The sequence below is a fragment of the Bacillus sp. AFS053548 genome, assembly GCF_002575105.1.
Lineage (GTDB): Bacteria > Bacillota > Bacilli > Bacillales > Bacillaceae_G > Gottfriedia.
Map to the genome: position 1 here is coordinate 1 of NZ_NUHI01000015.1, position 20,834 is coordinate 20,834.

25 protein-coding genes and 2 riboswitches are annotated in these 20,834 nt (G+C 31.4%); of the genes, 18 read left to right on the forward strand and 7 right to left on the reverse strand.

Translation table 11 applies throughout. The features are described from left to right. The first annotated feature begins 519 nt into the window (after window positions 1-519). A riboswitch (SAM riboswitch) is annotated at window positions 520-626 on the forward strand. A gap of 83 nt (window positions 627-709) precedes the next feature. After that, window positions 710-808, forward strand: a riboswitch (SAM riboswitch). 23 nt (window positions 809-831) lie between these two features. After that, window positions 832-1,146 carry a hypothetical protein gene (locus CN946_RS08120; protein ID WP_286133879.1) on the forward strand — a complete coding sequence of 105 codons (315 nt, stop codon included), beginning with the start codon at window positions 832-834 and terminating at the stop codon, window positions 1,144-1,146. Window positions 1,147-1,242: 96 nt separating this feature from the next. After that, complete coding sequence (locus tag CN946_RS08125) at window positions 1,243-1,410, forward strand: Fur-regulated basic protein FbpA (RefSeq protein ID WP_483295379.1); 168 nt, start codon at window positions 1,243-1,245, stop codon at window positions 1,408-1,410. Window positions 1,411-1,701: 291 nt separating this feature from the next. Here the strand turns inward: CN946_RS08125 and CN946_RS08130 are convergent, their stop codons facing one another. Further along, window positions 1,702-2,067 (reverse strand): hypothetical protein, encoded by a 366-nt coding sequence (locus CN946_RS08130; RefSeq protein ID WP_098860680.1) that lies wholly within the window; start codon window positions 2,065-2,067, stop codon window positions 1,702-1,704. 300 nt (window positions 2,068-2,367) lie between these two features. Here CN946_RS08130 and CN946_RS08135 point away from each other — a divergent pair, with 300 nt between their 5' ends. The 3 genes from CN946_RS08135 to CN946_RS08145 all read left to right on the forward strand — a co-directional run bounded on the left by CN946_RS08135 (window position 2,368) and on the right by CN946_RS08145 (window position 5,461). Then, window positions 2,368-3,696, forward strand: coding sequence for an MATE family efflux transporter (locus CN946_RS08135; RefSeq protein ID WP_286133885.1), 1,329 nt, complete (start codon window positions 2,368-2,370; stop codon window positions 3,694-3,696). Window positions 3,697-3,950: 254 nt separating this feature from the next. After that, a complete protein-coding gene (locus CN946_RS08140) occupies window positions 3,951-4,847 on the forward strand; it encodes a LysR family transcriptional regulator (RefSeq protein ID WP_098860682.1) in 897 nt (298 codons plus the stop codon). Window positions 4,848-5,002: 155 nt separating this feature from the next. Continuing rightward, window positions 5,003-5,461: a GNAT family N-acetyltransferase gene (locus tag CN946_RS08145; protein WP_098860683.1), complete on the forward strand. Its 459-nt coding sequence runs from the start codon at window positions 5,003-5,005 to the stop codon at window positions 5,459-5,461. A 145-nt stretch (window positions 5,462-5,606) separates the two neighbouring features. Here CN946_RS08145 and CN946_RS08150 read toward each other — a convergent pair whose 3' ends face one another. The 4 genes from CN946_RS08150 to CN946_RS08165 all read right to left on the reverse strand — a co-directional run bounded on the left by CN946_RS08150 (window position 5,607) and on the right by CN946_RS08165 (window position 9,207). Next, window positions 5,607-5,825 carry a helix-turn-helix domain-containing protein gene (locus tag CN946_RS08150; RefSeq protein ID WP_088011347.1) on the reverse strand — a complete coding sequence of 73 codons (219 nt, stop codon included), beginning with the start codon at window positions 5,823-5,825 and terminating at the stop codon, window positions 5,607-5,609. A 10-nt stretch (window positions 5,826-5,835) separates the two neighbouring features. Continuing rightward, window positions 5,836-6,321 carry a DUF2975 domain-containing protein gene (locus tag CN946_RS08155; RefSeq protein ID WP_098860684.1) on the reverse strand — a complete coding sequence of 162 codons (486 nt, stop codon included), beginning with the start codon at window positions 6,319-6,321 and terminating at the stop codon, window positions 5,836-5,838. A gap of 182 nt (window positions 6,322-6,503) precedes the next feature. Beyond that, a complete protein-coding gene (locus CN946_RS08160; RefSeq protein WP_098860685.1) occupies window positions 6,504-7,688 on the reverse strand; it encodes a COG4705 family protein in 1,185 nt (394 codons plus the stop codon). 205 nt (window positions 7,689-7,893) lie between these two features. After that, on the reverse strand, window positions 7,894-9,207 hold the full coding sequence (locus tag CN946_RS08165) for a tetratricopeptide repeat protein (protein WP_176547257.1): 1,314 nt from the start codon (window positions 9,205-9,207) through the stop codon (window positions 7,894-7,896). A 527-nt stretch (window positions 9,208-9,734) separates the two neighbouring features. On the opposite strand from CN946_RS08165, the gene CN946_RS08170 reads away from it, so the two are divergent. The 4 genes from CN946_RS08170 (at window position 9,735) to CN946_RS23385 (ending at window position 12,209) form a co-directional block, all read left to right on the forward strand. Beyond that, window positions 9,735-9,974 (forward strand): hypothetical protein, encoded by a 240-nt coding sequence (locus CN946_RS08170; protein ID WP_098860687.1) that lies wholly within the window; start codon window positions 9,735-9,737, stop codon window positions 9,972-9,974. Between the two features lie 89 nt (window positions 9,975-10,063). Next, on the forward strand, window positions 10,064-10,594 hold the full coding sequence (locus CN946_RS08175) for a hypothetical protein (RefSeq protein ID WP_098860688.1): 531 nt from the start codon (window positions 10,064-10,066) through the stop codon (window positions 10,592-10,594). A 696-nt stretch (window positions 10,595-11,290) separates the two neighbouring features. Beyond that, window positions 11,291-11,704 carry a hypothetical protein gene (locus tag CN946_RS08185; protein ID WP_098860690.1) on the forward strand — a complete coding sequence of 138 codons (414 nt, stop codon included), beginning with the start codon at window positions 11,291-11,293 and terminating at the stop codon, window positions 11,702-11,704. A 349-nt stretch (window positions 11,705-12,053) separates the two neighbouring features. Next, complete coding sequence (locus CN946_RS23385) at window positions 12,054-12,209, forward strand: hypothetical protein (RefSeq protein ID WP_176547258.1); 156 nt, start codon at window positions 12,054-12,056, stop codon at window positions 12,207-12,209. A 457-nt stretch (window positions 12,210-12,666) separates the two neighbouring features. On the opposite strand, the gene CN946_RS08190 is transcribed toward CN946_RS23385, so the two are convergent. Continuing rightward, window positions 12,667-13,272: a hypothetical protein gene (locus CN946_RS08190; protein ID WP_098860691.1), complete on the reverse strand. Its 606-nt coding sequence runs from the start codon at window positions 13,270-13,272 to the stop codon at window positions 12,667-12,669. 530 nt (window positions 13,273-13,802) lie between these two features. Between CN946_RS08190 and CN946_RS23990 the strand changes: the two genes are divergently transcribed. The 6 genes from CN946_RS23990 (at window position 13,803) to CN946_RS08225 (ending at window position 18,033) form a co-directional block, all read left to right on the forward strand. Next, a complete protein-coding gene (locus tag CN946_RS23990; protein WP_098860692.1) occupies window positions 13,803-13,970 on the forward strand; it encodes a spore germination protein in 168 nt (55 codons plus the stop codon). A gap of 288 nt (window positions 13,971-14,258) precedes the next feature. Then, the gene (locus CN946_RS08205) at window positions 14,259-14,696 is read left to right on the forward strand and encodes a VOC family protein (protein WP_098860693.1); all 438 of its coding nucleotides are present in this window, start codon (window positions 14,259-14,261) and stop codon (window positions 14,694-14,696) included. A 276-nt stretch (window positions 14,697-14,972) separates the two neighbouring features. After that, window positions 14,973-15,551, forward strand: a complete 579-nt coding sequence (locus CN946_RS08210) for a dihydrofolate reductase family protein (protein ID WP_098860694.1) — start codon at window positions 14,973-14,975, stop codon at window positions 15,549-15,551. A gap of 191 nt (window positions 15,552-15,742) precedes the next feature. Continuing rightward, a complete protein-coding gene (locus CN946_RS08215) occupies window positions 15,743-16,384 on the forward strand; it encodes a LysE family translocator (protein ID WP_098860695.1) in 642 nt (213 codons plus the stop codon). 179 nt (window positions 16,385-16,563) lie between these two features. Beyond that, window positions 16,564-17,031: a hypothetical protein gene (locus CN946_RS08220; protein WP_098860696.1), complete on the forward strand. Its 468-nt coding sequence runs from the start codon at window positions 16,564-16,566 to the stop codon at window positions 17,029-17,031. Window positions 17,032-17,217: 186 nt separating this feature from the next. Beyond that, window positions 17,218-18,033 carry a hypothetical protein gene (locus tag CN946_RS08225; protein ID WP_098860697.1) on the forward strand — a complete coding sequence of 272 codons (816 nt, stop codon included), beginning with the start codon at window positions 17,218-17,220 and terminating at the stop codon, window positions 18,031-18,033. Window positions 18,034-18,122: 89 nt separating this feature from the next. Here CN946_RS08225 and CN946_RS08230 read toward each other — a convergent pair whose 3' ends face one another. Beyond that, window positions 18,123-18,851, reverse strand: coding sequence for a YwaF family protein (locus tag CN946_RS08230; RefSeq protein ID WP_098860698.1), 729 nt, complete (start codon window positions 18,849-18,851; stop codon window positions 18,123-18,125). A gap of 338 nt (window positions 18,852-19,189) precedes the next feature. Between CN946_RS08230 and CN946_RS08235 the strand changes: the two genes are divergently transcribed. The 3 genes from CN946_RS08235 (at window position 19,190) to CN946_RS08245 (ending at window position 20,826) form a co-directional block, all read left to right on the forward strand. Next, the gene (locus tag CN946_RS08235; protein ID WP_098860699.1) at window positions 19,190-19,693 is read left to right on the forward strand and encodes a hypothetical protein; all 504 of its coding nucleotides are present in this window, start codon (window positions 19,190-19,192) and stop codon (window positions 19,691-19,693) included. A gap of 240 nt (window positions 19,694-19,933) precedes the next feature. After that, window positions 19,934-20,281: a DUF6054 family protein gene (locus CN946_RS08240; protein WP_098860700.1), complete on the forward strand. Its 348-nt coding sequence runs from the start codon at window positions 19,934-19,936 to the stop codon at window positions 20,279-20,281. A 95-nt stretch (window positions 20,282-20,376) separates the two neighbouring features. Further along, window positions 20,377-20,826 carry a hypothetical protein gene (locus tag CN946_RS08245; RefSeq protein WP_098860701.1) on the forward strand — a complete coding sequence of 150 codons (450 nt, stop codon included), beginning with the start codon at window positions 20,377-20,379 and terminating at the stop codon, window positions 20,824-20,826. The last annotated feature ends 8 nt before the right edge of the window (window positions 20,827-20,834 follow it).

Below are 20,834 nucleotides of genomic sequence, written 5' to 3' on the forward strand. Positions count from 1 at the left end.
CTCCATTCTACTCGACTAGTTCCATAAGAAAAAAAATCCTTCTCAAAAAGAGAAGGATTTTTTTGTTAATTATTACAAATAGTAAAGAACTTTTTTATCCAACGACACTCAAAAGGATTGAACCTTATAAAAGAAGGCTCAATCCTTTTAATTATTATTTGAAAAAGAAAAGATCAGTAAGATAGTTAAAAACATTTGTGGTTTTTTTACTGAAATTTGCAGTTAAACTAGTTATTTTAATATAACAATCATCATCTTCGTTTTATAATTTTATTACGTTCAATTTAATGAACTAATAGAAAGAATCAAAATAAATATGTAAGGCGAATCTATAAAGTATTGTTATTTGGTAAATTTGAAAATAAATTATTAGTGTTTGAAGTGACAAGGTTTTCTACAATAGTTTGGAATTAATTTCCAAAAATTACTGAAAAATCTAACATTTAGTAAATGGGTTGACGTGATTTTTTTTATCGGTTAATCTTGTTTCAATCAATTAATAAATTACATAACAAATAATTCTTATCCAGAGAGGTGGAGGGACTTGGCCCTATGATACCTCAGCAGCGGGTTCTATATGAACACTGTGCTAATTCCATCAGGGTATTGCCCTTGAGAGATAAGAAGAGTAGATTTTCCAACAAATCCTCTTCTATCTAAGAAGGGGATTTTTTTCATCTATACCCTTCATAATAACTAAATAAATTATTTCTTATCCAGAGAGGTGGAGGGACTGGCCCTATGAAACCTCGGCAGCGGGTTCTTGTAATACCGTGCCAATTCCATGGGAGATCCCAAAAGATAAGTAGAGTTAGTAAAAAACCTCTCAACTTGAGTAGTGACCCCATCGGAGATTTTCTTGATCCATATCCTGTATTGAATCTTTACAGTAAGAACAGCTCCAGTAATTTTACAAATTGGAGTAACCCAAAATTTGATCAATTACTGGAGCAATCGTTAATTGAACAAAATGAACAAAAAAGATTTGAGTTATTGCATCAAGCAGAGGCTGTATTAATGGAAGAAATGCCAATTATTCCTATTTATTTCTCGTCACAGAATTCTTTAGTGAAGAAAAATATTAAAGGTATTCGCTTCGATCCGTTGAACAATCCAGACTTCCGTTTTGCAAAAGTAACAGAGTAAGTAAACTATTAAGCTCTCTTTGTTTTTCCTTGAAATAAGGAAAGCATTTAATCTTTAAAAATTGAGTAGTTCTAAGGGGGGAATGAAGTGGAAAATATGTTGAGAAAAGCGGTAGAAACTAGAAAGCATTATCTCATCAACAAGCTTATTAAAAATGGAATATATAAAAAAGAGTCATCTCATTTATTTGTTTTAACGCTAACCGAGCTTGAAGATGAATATAATCGTGTAATAAGTGTAAAAAAAAGTAAAAAAGTAAATTAACAAAACCACCTAGATTATTAAATATATAAAGACAATTAATTGCCAAAAAATTAAAGCCTGTATCTAAGATTACCAAGTAATTATTGATACAGGCTATTTTTAAATTTACCATTAGCTATAAAAGTTAGTGAATTTTTAACCGAATGTTTATGAAAAAAGTGATTTAATAATAGCTGATATATTTACCTATGCAATCAGGGAGTTTACGAAAAATCAAAGCAGTAGTGTGGTTTATATCAACTACTGCTTTTTTATTTACATTAAATTGTGAACTATATTATTTCGATAATATTACTTTTGTTTTTGTCTTGTTAGTGCTGCAATTACAACTATTAAAGCTGCACCACCTAGATATTTAAAAGCATAAATTATTTTTTCTATAATTTCTTTTTGATTATTAGATTTAATGTAATCTTTTAACGTTTCAGCTTTTGTTTCATCATCTTTAATGTCCTTAATAGCATCAATGATTTCTTTTGCTTTTTCTTTTTCATTATCTGAAAGTTTTTTATCTAAATCAGAAAAATCTTTTAAAAAATTAAGATTTTCAAAAGTTATTTTTGCTTTTTCAGTAACTTTGTTACCTAGATCAGAAGCTTTTTCAATTGCTTTATTACTAAATTGAACTATTTTATTCTTTTCTTGTTTTTCTCCCAATTATTTCACCCCTAAAATATGTTTTCAAATAATTCTATCAATTTTTTCGGGGAATTCCAAAATATATTATTTTATGTAAATTGTAAAATATGAACATTTCTTCTTTTAATGATGACTCATATTCAACTAACTGATGCATAGTTGAACAAGATGAATGGTTGTTTAGATGAGTTTTTTATTAAATTAAACGGCAGGAAAGTTGCATAAGAAAGCTTAAAAAAGAAGTTAAAAAGAATAAATAATGAAAGACTTATGATAGTATGAATTCAAAAAGTATTAACAGGAGAGTTAGATTTGACTGTGAAATTTCCAAGCAAAGCCAAGAAAATTTTATATATAGCAATACCAGCCATTGGAGAATCTTATTTACAGAATCTACTAAGTGTAATTGATTCCTTCTTTATTGCAAAATTAGGTTTACTTTCTATTAATGCAGTAGGTGTAACCAATATTTATGGTATGACCTATATTGGTGTATTTACAGCAATTTCTACCACACTGACTGTCTTTTTATCTAGATCTTTTGGAGCAAAGGATACTGAACGAAGTAAGTCCGTCATTTTTCATGGGCTTTTTGTTTCTGTTCTGATTGGTTTATTTTTTTCTGTTTTCTCCGTTGCTTTTGCAAATTTATTGTTAAACTGGACAGGTGCAAACGAGAATTTGAAAGAGGCAGCATCGGTTTATTTTAAAGTTGTTCTCGGACTAACCCCGTTCATTGCCTTATTTTCAGCTCAATCTGCTGCTTTTCGTGCAATTGGAGATACAAAGACCACTTTAAAAGTAGGAATGGAAATGAATATTGTCCATGTGACCCTTGATTATCTATTAATATTTGGATTCGGTTCGTTTAAAGGATTAGGTTTAACTGGGGCAGCCATTGCTATGATTTTTGCAAGGATATATGGTTTTATTCGTCTCATTATAAAATCTCAACGTAATCCTTCGATTGCTTTAAAACTAACAGATTTTAAAATAAGATGGAATTTAGCATGGAGTATGCTCAAGTTTGCAGTACCTGCGACAATAGAAAGGCTTTCCATGAGGTTGGGACAGGTTGTTTATTTTGGATTAATTGTACGAATGGGTACAGAGGTATACGCAACCCATAATATTGCAGGTAATTTAACAACATTTTCCTCTGTAATAGCTGGAGGTTTTTCAATAGCAACTAGTACATTAATTGGTCAGGCAATTGGAGAAAAAAATCAATCAGATGTTCAGGAATATCGAAAATGGAGTTATATTCAGTCTGCTGTTTCGATGACATTTGTTACAGGCATTCTAGCAGTTGCAAGCCCTTTGATTGGGAAATTATTTACACATAATCAATCAGTGCTTCACTTATTAGTAATTATTTTATTAATCGATACAGTATCCCAACCATTTTTAGCTTCTGTGTCTGTTGACACTGCTGTGGTACAAGCAGGTGGTAACAGTAAATTTCCTATGATTCTGACCATGATTGGCATATGGGGAGTAAGAACATTGGGTGTTTATATTTTTGCTTGGAAACTTGGGTTTGGTCTTCCAGCTGTGTGGATTTCAATTGCAATAGATAACGCTCTTCGTGCTGCTGCGTTTTCATGGTATCGTAAAAAGAAAAAATTATTAATGGACTTGGAATAGCAATATTCTTATACAACGAACGAATGCAATAGTTCAATAACAAACAGAGAATGATCATTAGTCGATCATTATCTGTTTCAGTTTATGGCAGGATTGTTCAATAAAGACTTCACAGTTTAGTAGTCTAAATTACCCTACTCTAGGCGCACACAGTTGATTCGTTTTTTGAATTGTACTACTTTTTCGTGCTAGAATGAATACAACTTCAATTGAAAGAAAATATAAGTGTGTATACTCTTATTCGAGGAGAATTTATGAATTTCGAGCAAATGGAATACATAGTGAAAGTTGCAAGCGAGAAATCGATCATTAAAGCTGCAGAAAAATTGCATATTACAAGTTCAGGTCTAAGTCAATCGATCTCTCAATTAGAGCATGAAATGGGAATAAGTATTTTTAACCGTTCAAGAAAAGGAACATTTCCGACAGAAGAAGGAAAGATTTTAATAAATAGAGCTAGTGAAGTCTTAGAAATTATCAGTAAGTTAAATGAAGAGCTGTATGATTATAAAAATAATAAAAAGATACATTTGAAAATAGTAGCTGCTCCTACTTTTGCAGCATTACTTCTACGAGCATTGAACAGAATTAAAGAAGAACATCCGAATGTAACAATTGAAATCGAGGAAAAAGATCCACCGTTAATAATGGAAACAATTAAACATACTGAATATGACTTTTGCTTTTTCCCTCAAGATTTAGAGTTACTAAATAGTGAAAAAAATATTAACTATGAATTAATTCGAACTGATCGTGTTCATGTTATTGTAGGAAAAAACTCCCCACTCTATCATCTTGACTACGTAACAAAAGCTGATGTATTAGATATGGATACAGCGTGTTATACAATCTATTCTGATTATTATTATTCTAAGTTAATTAAAGAAAATAAAAATAAAATAAGAGTAACGACAAACAGTATGAATATTCTTACAGAGGCTGTTAGAGAACATAATGTATTTGTCTATTCTCATGAGTCTGGCGCTAAATTTCATCCATACATTCTAAGTGGAAACTTAAGATCTATTCCTTACAAAGAAAATAATGAATACGTTGTTAAGGATTTATGGGTGATCTATCCAAAAAACAAAAAGCTTTCTAATATAAGTAAAAAATTTATCGAAATCGTTAAAGAAATAGCCACTCAATGATGAGAGGTTATTTTTTGTTTAAGAATCCTTTTTAGTCCACTATTTACTAATAGAATAGTTGAATTAGGATAAACGTCCTAATTCGTTACTGGAAAAATTTGTTAAAATTATAATTAGGGCAAATCAGCTCAAATAATTGGAACAAAGGGGAAACTATGCAGAACAGAAACGTAGAACTTGTTGAACTAAATGCAGAAAATTGGTACGAATGCTGTCTATTAGAGGTATTTGAAGACCAAAAGAGTCACATCGAACCGAATGCAATTTCGATTGCTCAATCAAAGTTTGAATCCTCACTAAAGCCATATGCTATTCATTTTGAAGGTAAAGCGGTTGGATTTTTAATGTTTAATACTACTGAAGAAGAGCTAGATGGCTATTGGATATATAGAATAATGGTAGATAAGAATTTTCAACAAAAAGGACTTGGTAAAATTGCAACTCAGTTAATGATCGATGAAATGAGTAAACTACCAAATGCCAAAAAAATTGTTGTAGGATATCACCCTGAAAATTTAGGAGCACATAATTTATATTCCAGTTTAGGGTTTATTGATCATGGCGATCGATTTGGTAAAGAAATGGCAGTAGTATTAGATTTAAACCATCAATGAATGTTCTTAAGGATTCAAAAGTATCATTTTATTGTCACTATTATCAATGTAATTCCTCAGTATAAACGTAAAGAAGGGATAGCAATTAGCTATCCCTTAAATTCTCAATCGATTCCTATTAGTTAAACAAATTTATTGTCTGTTATTACTGAGTGTCTTCGTCGATTTTATACTCCAAAATATCACCTGGCTGACAATCCAAAGTCTTACAGATCGCTTCTAATGTTGAAAAACGAACTGCTTTTGCTTTACCATTTTTCAGAATGGAAAGATTCGCCATTGTAATTCCAACTCTTTCTGAAAGCTCCGTTACGCTCATTTTTCGTTTTGCTAACATCACATCAATATTAATAATTATTGCCATACCATCCACCTCAGACCGTTAAATCATTTTCTGATTTTATGTTAATCGCTTCTTGTAGAAGCTGTTGGAGGATAGCAGCAAAAACGGCGATAACCAACGAAGCAAATATAATGATCAGTCCCAAAAATCCAATAGGAGGGTCAACTTTCTTCGCTATAAAACGAAAGAGCGGCGTAGCTAATACATATAAACCACTGATTGCAATCGCACAGTACTTTATGTTCTTTAATGCCTTTACAGATAATTCCGAGAACGCAGTGTTGTCGTCAATGTACCTTAAAAGATTGAAAGCCTGATAAAGAGCAAAATAAAAAGGCACGGCAGCTCCATACATCACGATGAAAACGAGATATTTCATTGCGGCAATATTTGGATACAAATTTGAAGAGAAATTCGCAAAATTTGGTACCAAAAATATACATAAAGCAAGCACTGCAATTCCAGCGAGAAAAATAATTGCCTTTAAGAAAGTTGTTGAACCTCTTTTAACATTCATATTAAGTACCTCACTTATTTAATGACAATATGAATTTAACATATTATTTATCGTTTTACAATAAATTTCTGTTGTTTTTTATTATATTATTATTGTTATTGAATGTCCTTTTCATTTTGACAAAAAGAAAAAGCATTTCTCATACAAAGAAATGCTTTTTCTTTAATAATGTTAAATGTATTTTATTTATTTGCAGTGTTTATTACAGCAAGAGAATGATTAATTGCCGTTTTACATTTATTTACATCTGGGGTTGAAGTACGTGCTGCTGCTAATACAACGTCAATCGTACCATCAATTTTAGTCCATGAAGTACTATCTATTTTTCTAAGTTTAGACTCTGAAGTATCCCATTGATGTTCCAAACTGTCGGCATCTTTTTTAGCTAAACTAAAGTTCTTTGAATTCACATCTGACATCATTTTATTTTCTATTGTTGTAAATTCTGTTAATTGACCAGATAATGTTGTTTCAGTAGATGCTACATTTGATGATAATTTGATATAACCGCCAATACCAACTGCTAAGAAAATACACAATGCTAAAATAGTTTGTGTCATTATATTATTCTTACTTCTATTTTCATCTATTTTTTCAATATATAATGAAATATCAATTTTTGTAACAGCAAGGAAAACAATGATTGCTAAAATTGCAACCAGAAAAATGATACTTGTACTTGTTGTTCCTAAACCTAAACCACCATTCACTTTTGGTTGCGATAAATAATCTCCTAATGATGCCCCAAGTGGACGTGTAAGAATGTACGCAATCCAGAACCCTAACATTCCATCGAGTTTTAAAAACTTCCACGCTAAGAATACACAAAGTATGATCCCAATAACCGTTACACCAGTTTTAAAATACCCTAGTCCAAGTTGTTCAGAATATAAATCCCCAACAGCTGTACCTAGTGCAAATGTAAATAGAATCGCTAACCAATAAAATATTTCTCTTTTTCTTGTGAAAATTGAATGGATCGAAAGTGTTTTTTCACTAAGAAACCAAAAAAGAAACGTTAATGCTAGCAGCGCTGAGAATACAATCGTACTTGTTTCAAGAGGTACGCCAATTGCGTCAGTTAAATTATCAGTTACCAATGTTCCGAATACACTTATTGATACAACAGTGATCCAATAAATACTTGGAACATATTTCTTTGCCTTGAATTGAAAAAATAAAGAGATAAAGAATGCTACACCCATAAGGACCGTTGTAAGTCCTAATCCTAAACCAACGTTAAAATTCAAGAAATCAGCAAATGTTTCACCAACAGTTGTACATAGAACTTTAATAATCCAAAAAAAGATTGTAACTTCTGGTACCTTGTTAAGCAAATTATTTATTGTATTTTGTTTTGTCTCCATAATTGAATTCCTTTCTATTGAATTAAAGTACATTTGTATAATCACACATAATAATGAAAGGAAAATGAAAAACTGGAGAATTGAAGAATTTATTTTTAGAAATTGATATCTTCTTTACATTATTTTGGTTTAGTACAAAAAAACTGAGAACAAAGTAAAGGAGTAGGTCAAATTCCTACTCCTTTTATTATTGAATAAATAAGGATTACTTTGCTTTATTAAAATCCTGTGTCGCTTCTTTGTTCATGCCTTTTTTAAGGTAAGCATTTCCGCGATCACTGTATGCAAGTTTAAATTGGGGATTCAATTCAATTGACTTGCTGAAATCGGCAATGGCTTGATCGTACATCTGCTTATAGTAATAGGCAAGCCCGCGATCGTCATATACGAGGTAATCTTTTGAATTCAAATCAATGGCCTTGTTGTAATCGGCAATGGCTTGATCGTACATCTGCTTGCTGTGATAGGCAAAGCCACGGTTGTCATAGACTTGGTAATCTTTCGGATTCAAATCAATGGCTTTGGTATTATCAGAAATGGCCTGATCATACATCTGCTTGCTTTGATAGGCAAGCCCGCGGTCGTTATATACGAGGTAATCTTTTTGATTTAAATTGATGGCCTTGCTGTAATCAGAAATGGCCTGATCGAACATCTGCATATGATAATAAGCAAGCCCCCGATTGTCATATACCAGGTAGTCTTTTTGATTTAAATCAATGGCCTTGTTGTAATCAGAAATGGCCTGTTTATACATTTGCTTATCGTAAAAGACAAGCCCCCGGTTGTTATAGGCCAGGTGAAATTTTGCATTCAAGCCAATGGCCTTGTTATAATCGGAAACGGCCTGATCATACATGTGTTTATAGTAATAGGCAAGCCCTCGATTGTTATAGGCCTTATAATGTTTCGGATCTAATTCAATAGCTTTATCAAAATCAGAAATAGCCACATCGTACATTTGTTTATCCAGATAGACAAGCCCAAGGTTACTATATGATGTTGCATAATTAGGTTTTAATTTTATAGACTGGTTTAAGTCAGAAATGGCTTGATCATACATCTGCAGATCGTAAAAAGTAAGCCCTCGATTATTATATGACAAATAATCTTTCGGATTTAAATCAATGGCTTTGTTGTAATCGGAAATAGCCTGATCATACATCTGCTGATCGTAGTAGGCAAGCCCTCGATTGTAAAATAAAATGTAATCTTTTGAATTCAACTCAATGGCCTTGTTGTAATCGGCAATGGCCTGATCATACATCTGCTGATTGTAGTAGGCAAGCCCGCGGTTGCTATATGGCTTATATTTTTTCGGATTCAATTCAATCGCCTTACTATAATCGGCAATTGCTTTATCGTACATTTTTTTGTGATTATACGATAGCCCGCGATTGTTATAAGCTTCCCATAAATTAGGATCATTTTTTATTGCCTTGTTTAAATGGGAAATCGCCGCGTCATACTTCCCCTGTTGTTCTTCTTTATATCCTTTATTATTGTAATAAACTGCCAAAGAGCTACATCCACCTAAAACCAAACCAAAAGTCAAAATGGAGATTAGTTTTAAAAATGATTTTATTACACTCACCTCTTTCATTGAATTTATCAATTCGAACAAAAGAATAGCTTATAAATGCAAGATGATTTCCTCCAGAAAGAACAGCCTTCTCCTTTATAATTTTGTATCCATCAGAATCAACGTTTTGATTATATGCTTCATAGTGGATTACTAAGCTAGTTACATAGTCTCAAAAACGAATTGAATTTCTAAAGAGGAAATATAAGATAATGTGAATTTTCAAACCTTTATCTTAATGAAACACGAGAGTCTAAACGAGTTTATTTTAAAATTAAAACAGTCGATCAAATTATCTAACTAAGGCATGGATTAATTGCTAGTATTTAGCAGGCATTTTTAATGTTTAAACTTGTATTGGAATAAAAAGGAATAAATTAATGAATATCGAATGTATAAATGAATTGTCTTCAAAAAAATCTTTATTGAGTTGTATGAGAAACCGAAAAAAAGGTGGAATGAATTTGAGGAATCTTGTGTGTGCTTTGTATATTTTAGTTGGACTTTTATTTGTCTATATGACATATTTTAATACTTTTACTGGTCCTCATTTTTTCAGGGTTTTAGGATGGGGTTTATTTGGTATAGGTGTACTATATCAATTATTTTCTAATTTCTATAAAAATTTTATTTCATTTATCGATTCATTTAATATTGATGAAAGTAAAGAAAATGGGGAAGAGAAACCTGTTACTAAAAATTAATTAACAATATTTGTTTTAATCGCTAATGGGTGTTTAGATTCAACTTTTTTAAGGTAACACTTGATTATTAACGAATGTAGGTGATTTTCTTGAAAAAAGTCATTGTTTCTTGCATATTTCTAGTCTTTTTAGTAGTAATTGGATTTGGTGTTTATTACTACATTCCAAAGACTGTAAATGCGTCAATAATGGGTGTTGAATATCAATTAGGTTCAGGGCATGATCAAGTAAATTCTGTGACGATAAAAATAAAGGGCAAACTTCATCACTCTTTATTAGGAAAAAGAAGGTTTTTAGGGTCAATCGATGTAAAAGGTGCTAAGTATCCTAATCCAAATAAAAATCGTAAATTAGAAATAGCATTTGATCAAAATGGCATGGGGACAATTGTATATGGTTACTTTGAAAATGGAAAACCATTTACCGAAAGCTACGGCATTCTCTTTGCTAACAAAGATTTTAAGAAAGTAACGATTGGAGAATTTAGAGAAGATCATAATGGGAAAGGTTGGACAGGTAAAGACGGGTGGATGGTTACAGGTCCAACAAATAGTAAAAGTGAAGCTTTAATCATTTCGAATGAGTTAATGAAAAAATTTTTGCGCAACAAATTAAAATAATTACATCACAGATTCAAAAAATTATTCTTTAATTGAAGATTATGAGTCACATTTTTTGTGGCTCTATTTTTACTTAATTGGCTTTGTTTTGATTTTTTCTATAGAACTACTGACAGTTTAGTTCAATAGGGAATGCTATAATAAATTATTTAATTTGATGTAGAGATAGATCATGACCAAGGTTTGAATACAATGAAATCAAGTTTTATAATGACACAGGTAGAGAAGTAAGCGTTCATCCTGCAACAGAAGTTAATGGCATAAAATGTGATATGACCGTAATTAAACCACTTGAAGAACGTTCTTTCTTTTTACCAAAAAATACTTATCCTTGGGTAAAAATGTGGGATTATGGAGAAAAAAAAGGACTAAGCATTTTAGTTTCACCACAATCTGATAATGAATAGCACAATAAATTCCGCCTAAAATGTAGCTCTTCTTATTCAAGTAAATGGGTGTAGATCCGAATTAACCGTTCTATTCTAATTGAACAGTCATGTCAATTTGCTCTTAATGGTAGTTATGTAAAAATAGTGTAACTGTTTTATAAAAAATTCGCATTCTATTACTTATATGTAAAATTCTTTATACTAGAAGACATACAGATTATTATTTTATATAAAATATTAAGTATTCAGCAAAAGCCACTTTTTATTTATTTGTTTTGATATTATAAAAAAATAAGGAGGGGGTTTGGTGGAGAATTCACAAAAAGTTTTAAAAAACGAGGCATTATGGGCGGTATTCTTAACTCCGCATTTTTTATTTGCTATTTTTATTATTTCTTACTTTATGATCTGGTGTTTCAATCCACAGGATAACATTGTAATTGCAGCTGCAATTAGTTCCTTTTTTTATTTTTTTGTAGATTTCTTTATTTCCTTACAAGAATCAAATGATAAACAGAATCCAGATCTTGTAAAATTTAAATGGCTTGCATTTGGTGCTGCTTTTCTATGCCTAGGCATAATACCATTAATTGTACCAGTATCGAAAGTTGAATATGGATTAGCTGAATTTATTTCTTTTATAACATTTACTGGTGCAGCTGTTTTACATGCGCTAAAACAAGCAATTCCAACTTTTAGAGAATTAAAAAAGTTACAATAAAATGATAGTTATACTCCATATATAGGACTTTGTCTACAAACTTAAAAGATGGTTATTCACCATCTTTTTTCTTTTATAGTAGGCGCTGTTAAATTAAAATGTTGATTTTTGAACTTAAAAAAGAGGCTGTCAAATTAGACAATCTTTAAGAACTCTTATGCAACTTAAGCAAGCAATAGTTGAAGATCTAGAGTTCCTTCGTTGACTCTTTTTTTATTGCACTTAATGGTAGGTTAGTTTAATAAGGAATTGCGCTAATTTATATCTTTGTGATTTAGAAATTTTACTTCAATTTAAAATTAAATAAAATTTAAAGATATTTTAATGTTTTAAGAAGAGGTGGTATCTTTTGGTTAAAGAAGTCCTCTCTATGGATCAAATGATTAATATAATTCAAATTGAATTAACAAAAACTAATTCACCAAAGTTAGTAACAAGTATAGGTGCTGGATTATCAGGTTCTAGTTGCTGGTTCACTTTTATTGCATTAATAAATAAAATATAAATTACAAGTAAATGAATTTATTAATAGTAGTCCATAACGTGGGATAATTTCATCTGTTGTCTTCTTTTTACGAGAATCTCTAATCCGACATTGAACAGCCATATACATGTATGTCTAAGTCTGCAAGATCCTCTTTTGATAATATGTCCAGTGTAAATAAACTCTTACATTGGATTTATGCCTTACTAAAAAGCAGGACTATTCCAAGATATAGCTTGAAAACTTTATCAAACTATTAGCTGGTTTAATTAAAAATTGAGAGGTTTTTAAGATTGCTTAGGATGACTGGTTTATCCTCAATCCGTCACTTCAAAGAAACAATAGTGGTACTTGGGTCATCCGTGAACTGAGTAACGAAAGAGAAGCCATTTCTTAAGCGGACACTCGATTGATCCGCGAGAAGGGTTTAACAATGCTAAAACATCTTAGACTAAACCCGTCATCTCATCGCTCTTTTTTATATTTGTTTCAATTGTTTGAGTATGGTTATCCAAATTCTCAGACCTGTCAACCATAGTGTCAAAGCAGAGCCAAAACCGATAAAAGTAGACGTCGCAATTAGAGTTACATTGCTAACGGTGACATTCGTTGGTAATAAGAAAGTAATAACGCCTAAAATGCAGAGTACTCCACCTGTACCATAATAAAAATTTTCTCGAAACAATTTAGCTAAAGGAAAAAAATGAATACCGACAATAATGGCCATAATAGGGAAAAAGACTTCAAAATGGTTGATTATGTTACAAATCAAACTTGCAATAAAGATCGCAAGTCCTTCTAGACCGAAGATCAAACCAAATTTTCGATTTATTTTTTTCCAATGTTCACTCACTTCCGGTATAAAAGCATTGTTCATGTTACGAGCTTTACCAAAAAGCGATATGGCACCGATGAGTAAGATTAATGTCACAACAACTGAAAGAACAAGTAACCATGGAGCTCCAAGTCCATGTGAACCAATAATACCAATGAAAGCCCAAAGCGCTCCAAAAAAAGTCATGAACATCACGCCATTTGCAGCTCCAAAGACAGCAGCTTTCGGCAATTTTACTAAATCAGTCATAATTAACCAGGCTCCTAAAATCCAAATTTTTTATCTACTCATATATAATCACCCATTCTCCTATTTAGTCTAGCTTTTTTAACAAATGCTATGATAAGTGCGTCTGCAAGAGTGATTTGCTGGACCTGGCTTAGCAGGATATTGAATCTCCTTATACAACTACCATGAAAATAAATTCTGAAAAACCAATTAAAAGGCAATACTAAATAGAAGCAGCTCATTCGTTTTAAAAAAAAGAGGAGCGACCTATTGTTGGTGTATATGGATTCTAATTAAGTAGATTAAGAGGCTTCGGTTATACTCACGGTATACCCTAGGTTTTCGAGTCTTCGAACCGAATGGCGGACAATAGATTCTTGCCTCTGCTTATCAAAGTAATCTTCACCTAGATCAACGTACATTTCTTTGGTATAGCTTATCTTACTAGTACAATGCTTACAATTGGAAAATTACCAGATTCGATTATCACTCTTCGATATGTATTTTTATTTTTGGGTCTTTTTTTCGGGATAACAGGATTATGAATTGGAATGATAATCTTAATAATACATTTATCACGGTTACGCTCAGTAGGTGTTCCATATTTAGAGCCTATTATCCCGTTTAATTATAAAGAATTTAAAGATGTCTTTTATCGAGGAGATTTGCGAAAATTAACAAATTGTCCTCATAAATATCCATATGATAATAAAAAATAATATTATTTATGGTAAGGCAATCAATTTCAGTGATCAGATTTTGATTGCCTTTTTTACTAGATATATTCAGTAAAAAGGGCAAGGTTAATTAGAAAAATAATTTTCCTTATTCAACTAAAGCATGCATAGTTGAACAACACGATCGGCTGAAAAGTCGGTTTTTTTATTGAGCTAAAGGCGGCAGGTTTGTTGAAGAAGGATATTTTCTGTTTTAATCGAATTTAATCTCAAACAAACCTTACACCAATACAGATATTGAATATAACAGGTACATAGGAGGTATGAGATATGAAGATCAATAGAATAGATCATGTGAGTATAAACGTAAATGATCTTTCAGAGGCTAAAGCGTTTTTTCTTGATCTTGGACTTGAAGTGAAAGCGGAATGGGAATTGGATGGAGAACAGTTGGACAGAATAGTTGGGCTTAATAATGTTAAAACGGCATGTGTAGGAATGGGGATGCCAGATGGTCAGGTATGGATAGAACTAGTCAAATTTTATACGCCGTCAGATGAAAGAGAAATTCAGCAACCTTTAGCGAATACGCTGGGTATCCGACATATTTGCTTTAATGTTGAAGATATTGAAGCTATTATTGCAAAATTGAAAAAGAGGGGCACTGAAATTTTTAGTGAAATACAGCAATATGAAGAAAGCTATAAGTTATGCTACGTTCGTGGCCCAGAAGGAATTATTTTAGAGTTGGCAGAGACAATCAAATAAATGTTAGAAAACTATCGGGTGCGTTAGTGAAGAACATGATTAATCGACAATTTTGTCGGTGTTTTTTAATGTCTAATTGACAGTATTGATTAATTCAGAAATGGGGAAATTATCAAAGATTTGACATTAAAGCCAGAGATTTGGTTTTTTTCCAAGTGAAGAATATAAGAAAAGGATTTAAGAAGAAAAATTTCTTCTAAACAATAAAAACTGTTAGTAAATCCTTGTTTATATAAATACAAGAAACAACTATAACTCAGTACATAGGAGGATTTTATGAGAAATGTGATTTTATTTTTACATTCTTCTTTAGATGGCTTTGTAGAAGGACCAAAGGGTGAAATGGATATTGGATGGGTATCTTATAATGAAGAATTAGAAAAGCATGCTAGAGAAATTTTAAGTTCTGTAGACACTGTGTTATGGGGTAGAGGAACATATCAAATGATGGAAAATTATTGGACATCAGTACCTTCTAACCCTGAAGCATCAGAATATGAAATTGAACATGCTAAATGGATTGAGGAGACTTCAAAAGTTGTATTTTCTACGACACTTGAAAAAGCTGAATGGAATAATACAAAATTAGTAAAAGAAAATATTGAGGAAGAAATTAAAAACATAAAAAAACAGCCCGGTAAAGATATTGTTATTTTAGGTAGCCCAAGGTTTGCACATGCTCTTATGGAACTTGATTTAATTGATGTAATTAAAATTACTATTTCACCAGTTATTATAGGAAGTGGTCTACCTTTATTTAAGGGCTCGGAATATAAACGCAACCTCTCACTTGTTGAAAACAAAACATTTAATTCTGGTGCAATTGGCCTTACTTATAATATTTTAAAATCGTAAGATCTAAACAATGAAAACTTGTGCAACTAATGAAAACATTAGTTGTTTTTTATTGAAAAACTCGTAGCATATAAGCTTCTATGTCTCTTATAAAATATGTATAGACGCTAATAATTTAAAAACTATATAAAATAATTCTCACAAACTATATAATATACATTTAAGTGCTTAAATATAGGAGAATTATAAATATGGAACTTTTTATGGTTGGATTTGTTCTTTCTGCATCCTTATGTTTTGATATAGGTGTTGCAAATGTCGCTGTTATACAAACAAGTTTGACTAGAGGTACTGCACCTGGTATTTATATGGGGTTAGGCGCAACCACTTCAGACTTACTATATGCAATTTTATCGCTTGTAGGTTTATCGCTTTTATTAAATAATATTTACGTTAGATATATACTTTGGATAGGTGGTTCATTAGTTCTTGTCTATATGACTTATCTCATGTTAAAAGATGCGTTTAAGCAAAGAAGTTTAAACTTAGAAGCAGATAACAGTAAAGTTAAAAGATCAATTTATAAAGATTATTTTAAAGGATTTACCTTAACAGCTTCTTCTCCATCTGGTTTTCTTTGGTTTGCAACTGTTGGAGGAAGTATTATTTCTGCGACCATAAAAAATCACTCTAAAATCGAGATCTTTTACTTTTTTGGTGGATTCCTTTTATTTAATCTATTATGGTCACTTTTATTACCAATCGTTGTTAAGAAAGCAGAACATCTAGTAGGATCAAAAATACTTAATATTTTTTCTTTTATTGCAGCAATCATATTTCTTTATTTTGCAGGTCATGTATTCATGGATGGGTACAAAAATTTATTAAATTAAGTGAGATAATCGACATAAAAAGGCCACTCCTTAAGTCCAAAGGATTGGCTTTTTTTTCATGCTCGCTTTTATGGAAGTAAATGGCAGTTTAGCTAAAAGGATTTTGTTAAGAATCTAGCGAATATACTACTAATCTATTTCAATATAGGATATAGAAATAAGAGAAAGAGGGAAGGATTTTGAATCTAAAATACAAAGCACATCCTAAAGCAAAGATAGTTGGATATAGTATTTTACTAAGTATTTTTATATCTTTTTTACTCATACTATATTTTGTATTTTCATTTTGGGATGTATTCAGTCATACATATTTTTTATTTATAATACCTTTATTACCGTTCATAATCTTTAGTTTGTTTTTTATTCCAAAAACTTTATTTTTTATTAAACTTAATTCTATTGATTATTTGAGGTTAGAGAATAATATTCTCACTATCCATCACCAAGGTATATTTAGTTCTAGAAAGGTAATAAAAGTTGAAGAAATAGACAAAGCGTTTATTATTAGTGATAAATTCATCTTAGCAACTCATTCTGGAAAAGAAATTGAAATTTACATTAGTAATTTATTATTGAAAGATTTTGAGAAACTGATGAAGGAATTAAGTAATTCTATTATAATTAGTAAAAACTTTGAAGTTTTGTAACTAAAATAAAGTGGTTGAACAATCCTAGACTGCTTTGGAGGTTCTTTTTTATTGCATCTTTAACATAACTTTTCTTCTAAATGTAAATACATGTTGAAACTCAAAAGCTACGTAATTGTGGCTTTTTATTTTTGCAGTTGAAATGATAATATAGAATACAATTGTTTAATTGAAAGGCAGATATATATGAATAAAAGTCATTCTTCACTATCTATAGGAAAAATAGAAGTATTTCTACCAAATCCTTCAATTTCATATTTTTACATTGCAGAAGATTTAGCTGATATTTTCAAGATGGAAACAAATTATGAAGCGGCTAAATACTTTCGTAAAATTCTACGTGAAAATATGGATTTAAAGCATTATAAGAAAATAGAGTTTGATAGAGAATCCAGTGAAGTAGTAATCAGGACTTCAAATGCTTTGGTCATGTTAGGAATCGTTGTTGTAATGAACAAACTGATTAATTTTGAGCTATCAAAAGAGGAAATAAGAAAAGTAGAGCAACAACTAATTTCGCATAAAAGACCCAAGAAACAAAAATGGTCTATCGGAGATTTATTTCTAATTTCACTTAGCAATAATACATATGCTTTAGGACAAGTAGTATGGCTTTCTTATTCGGAACCAGTATGTGGACTATTCGATATTAATTTTAGAAAAATTCCTGACTTATTTGATACTGACAATTACAATTATATTTCAGTTTTATCATTAACCTCGTGTTCTTTAGATGATTACAGTTGGAAAGTAGTTGGAAATAAAGATGTAATGATAGATAAGAGTGAGGTTGACAGGAAACATATAGGGGAATCAGAAATTGGTTCAATTAGTCATACAAGTGGCGTGCTTGATGATCTTGCTGAAGCATATTTTGGAATTCAACCTTGGAATGATATGTATGATGAAGATTTTTATGACCAGTTGCTTTTACCTTCAGTTACTCGTCCATCCACTTCGATAATATTAAGCCCGTTAGAGAGGGAGCGTTATCTTAAGTAAATTAGGTAACTAGCAGATATGACTCACTCCAATTATTATTCCAAATACGTAGCCATATCTGTAGTTATCTTTGACATCACTAACATTAATTATCGATTTCTTTCCATTTTCCTTTTTAACCAAAACGGACTATACAAAATGTAAAAGCTCACAATCATTACCAATTCTGCCGAGAGAAGATACCATGGCCAAGGTCCTAGATAATCTAATAGTGAAGTATTTTCGGGCTTTTTCATGAGGTACATGAAGTTAGTTTTCAACGACTTATTAATGAAAAAAACAGAAGTTGCATAAAGGTTAACAATAAGAACGGTCATCCACATAGATGGTATTGTCGGTCGATATTTGCTGGCTACCACCATAATTATACAGGCAAGCACCACTCCACCGTGCGAAACAAAAAACTCAAAATATCGAAAGTGTGGAAACGAATAATGGCCAAGATCAGGTGTCATGATGGCTTGAATTGAACTGGTTAAACCTGCAAAATACATGAATTGAAACACTCTATAGCTATTTGTCAGAAGCATTACAATTGCCAGAATGACAGTTATATCACTAAGTTCAAGTGGCAAACCCGTTTTAAGCGACCAAGCATGCTCATACACAAGCCATATATGATAAAAAATCTCAGATGCCAATAAGAGAAATGCTAAAGAAAAACGAAAAAGCCGTTTTTTCCCCGAGTTCTGAATCTGTTTTCTAAAGACAAATAGAAGAACACTGAGAATCAAAATAATTCCGATAGTTATTAGATGATCTAATGAAAAAAGGTGAAACGGACTCAATTTTGAATGAAATTGAAAAAATCTTTCCAACATAATACCCCATTAATTGATTTGATTTTTATGTAATTATTTTAGTTTGGGGCAAACTCTACCAGTTCTATACAGGATTTAACATTACATTTCCCAAAACAGTGCCTAATAGGAGCACTTTTTTTTCATTAGAGCACATTCAATATTTAATAAAGGAATCTTATAAAAAAGGTAGTTTCATAGATTTGTGTACAAGCAGTTTTTTCTCTTTTTACATATTATTTAGAGATGTCACTAATCTAATATTATTGATAGAAAGGAAGAAATTAATTGACTAATAACTTTGAAGAAAATTTCTTAGAAGTAAGTTCATCCGAAGAGTGTGGTGAGAATGAAGGATGGGATGTGATAAAATAGTGAGGGCAATTACAACTGGTGTATTTCATGTGCCCGTTGATAACCAAGCGCCAGATAGCAATGATATGATCAACATCTATTTCAAAAATCCAAGTTCAAAAACGCTTAAAGCTAATTTCGTTGTAGAATTTTCCGCTCCTGGGGTACCTCCCGGCGTTCAAAACCCAGAAATATCATCCCCAGCATTTGGTAACTGGACAGTAAAAGTTCTCCCTCAGCATACCCTCCTCATCGTTGTCACCGGTCCATCTTCTCCTCCAGCTTTCGGAACATGGCGTTTTACATTTTGGGGCGATATTGACCGGAATGAGAAGAAAAACAAACTTAGTGTGGAAGTAATAGCTGGAAGAATATTTGGCTCTGGACCGGATTTGGCTTTTAACAATGCAGGGGCGACTTTCCCCCATGCGTGGTTTGTTGATGCAGAAATTGAAAAAAACGGACCATCAATTCCAGTCCCACCAGGAGGTATCATTTCGGTCTAACAAGCAAAATAGTTTCTCAGTCGCATTTAAGTATTAAACTAAAAAGATCAAGTGGACCTATCTACTACCTTCAATAATAAAAAAAGCTGCGGAATAGCGGCTTTTTTATTATTGAGCAGTATCTTCAATTAAATAGGATAATTTGCTTTGGAAAATTAAAAGAAATTATTGATAGAATTAAAAATAAATTAATTCAGAGGTATTCTTATATATCACATTAAAAGGAGGATAAGGTAAGAAATGAAACATTACTTAGAATTCACTGTAAATATTAAGCCAGTTCAGGTATCTCAACTTATTTTAGATGACACAGAATTAAAGTCTAACTTGATTTTTCAAGATTATAAAGTTGCTGAGGAGAAAGAAATTGTAATCCTTGTATTTCAAAAATACTTTTTTAGAAACGACAGTACAGCAACATTGACGGTTACAATTGACAACTTTAGTGGTGTTACGTATGTTAAGTGCATTTCCTCAGGTAATGGAGAAGGAATATTTGATTTTGGTTGGGGAGCAGGAAAAAGTTTTATCAAACCAATCAGACTAAAGTTGGCAGCTAATATATTAGAAGTAATTGAAGATAATTAATTTTTGTAGTGGGTAGTAAATTGCTGCTACGCGGATTTAAAGTATACAAATAATAATTTAAAATAATACGGCAGTATGACAGAATGGAGATTATTATGCTGCAAAAGATTAGATTAGGAAAATGGTTAATCGAAGTTGATATTGATAGAACACGAGAATTTTTTAATAAAGAAATGGAAGTCTGTAACTGCTTATATTGTAAAAATTATCTTGTAGCTACAGAGTATTTTAAGCCAACTGTAAACGATATTTTCGAGAAATTTGGAATTAATTTAGTAAAACCAGCGCATCTTTCAGTATTCCCTACTGAGATAAAAACGAGACGTTTATATTTGGGTAATTATTATTTTGTAGGAAGAGTACTAGAAGGCGAATTATGTTCAAATTCAAACTTTAATAAAATGAATACAATTGAGATTGAGAATTTTATATTTGGTTTCTCAGAGGAATTAGAATTTTTGCCAGAAGGTTTACCTGATCCAGTCTTACAAATAAGTTTTGTAGCTAATATTCTCTGGATTCTTAAAGAAGATCCTGAAGGTTAAATAGTAGA

Bases quoted from the DNA above. Each gene is read 5' to 3' on its own strand.
- CN946_RS08240 (WP_098860700.1), top strand. From the start codon at position 19,934: ATGAAACATTACTTAGAATTCACTGTAAATATTAAGCCAGTTCAGGTA.
- CN946_RS08155 (WP_098860684.1), bottom strand. From the start codon at position 6,321: ATGAATGTTAAAAGAGGTTCAACAACTTTCTTAAAGGCAATTATTTTT.
- CN946_RS08160 (WP_098860685.1), bottom strand. From the start codon at position 7,688: ATGGAGACAAAACAAAATACAATAAATAATTTGCTTAACAAGGTACCA.
- CN946_RS08205 (WP_098860693.1), top strand. From the start codon at position 14,259: ATGAAGATCAATAGAATAGATCATGTGAGTATAAACGTAAATGATCTT.
- CN946_RS08215 (WP_098860695.1), top strand. From the start codon at position 15,743: ATGGAACTTTTTATGGTTGGATTTGTTCTTTCTGCATCCTTATGTTTT.
- CN946_RS08125 (WP_483295379.1), top strand. From the start codon at position 1,243: ATGTTGAGAAAAGCGGTAGAAACTAGAAAGCATTATCTCATCAACAAG.
- CN946_RS08245 (WP_098860701.1), top strand. From the start codon at position 20,377: ATGCTGCAAAAGATTAGATTAGGAAAATGGTTAATCGAAGTTGATATT.
- CN946_RS08210 (WP_098860694.1), top strand. From the start codon at position 14,973: ATGAGAAATGTGATTTTATTTTTACATTCTTCTTTAGATGGCTTTGTA.
- CN946_RS08150 (WP_088011347.1), bottom strand. From the start codon at position 5,825: ATGGCAATAATTATTAATATTGATGTGATGTTAGCAAAACGAAAAATG.
- CN946_RS08235 (WP_098860699.1), top strand. From the start codon at position 19,190: ATGGGATGTGATAAAATAGTGAGGGCAATTACAACTGGTGTATTTCAT.
- CN946_RS08145 (WP_098860683.1), top strand. From the start codon at position 5,003: ATGCAGAACAGAAACGTAGAACTTGTTGAACTAAATGCAGAAAATTGG.
- CN946_RS08190 (WP_098860691.1), bottom strand. From the start codon at position 13,272: ATGACTGATTTAGTAAAATTGCCGAAAGCTGCTGTCTTTGGAGCTGCA.
- CN946_RS08225 (WP_098860697.1), top strand. From the start codon at position 17,218: ATGAATAAAAGTCATTCTTCACTATCTATAGGAAAAATAGAAGTATTT.
- CN946_RS23990 (WP_098860692.1), top strand. From the start codon at position 13,803: ATGATAATCTTAATAATACATTTATCACGGTTACGCTCAGTAGGTGTT.
- CN946_RS08140 (WP_098860682.1), top strand. From the start codon at position 3,951: ATGAATTTCGAGCAAATGGAATACATAGTGAAAGTTGCAAGCGAGAAA.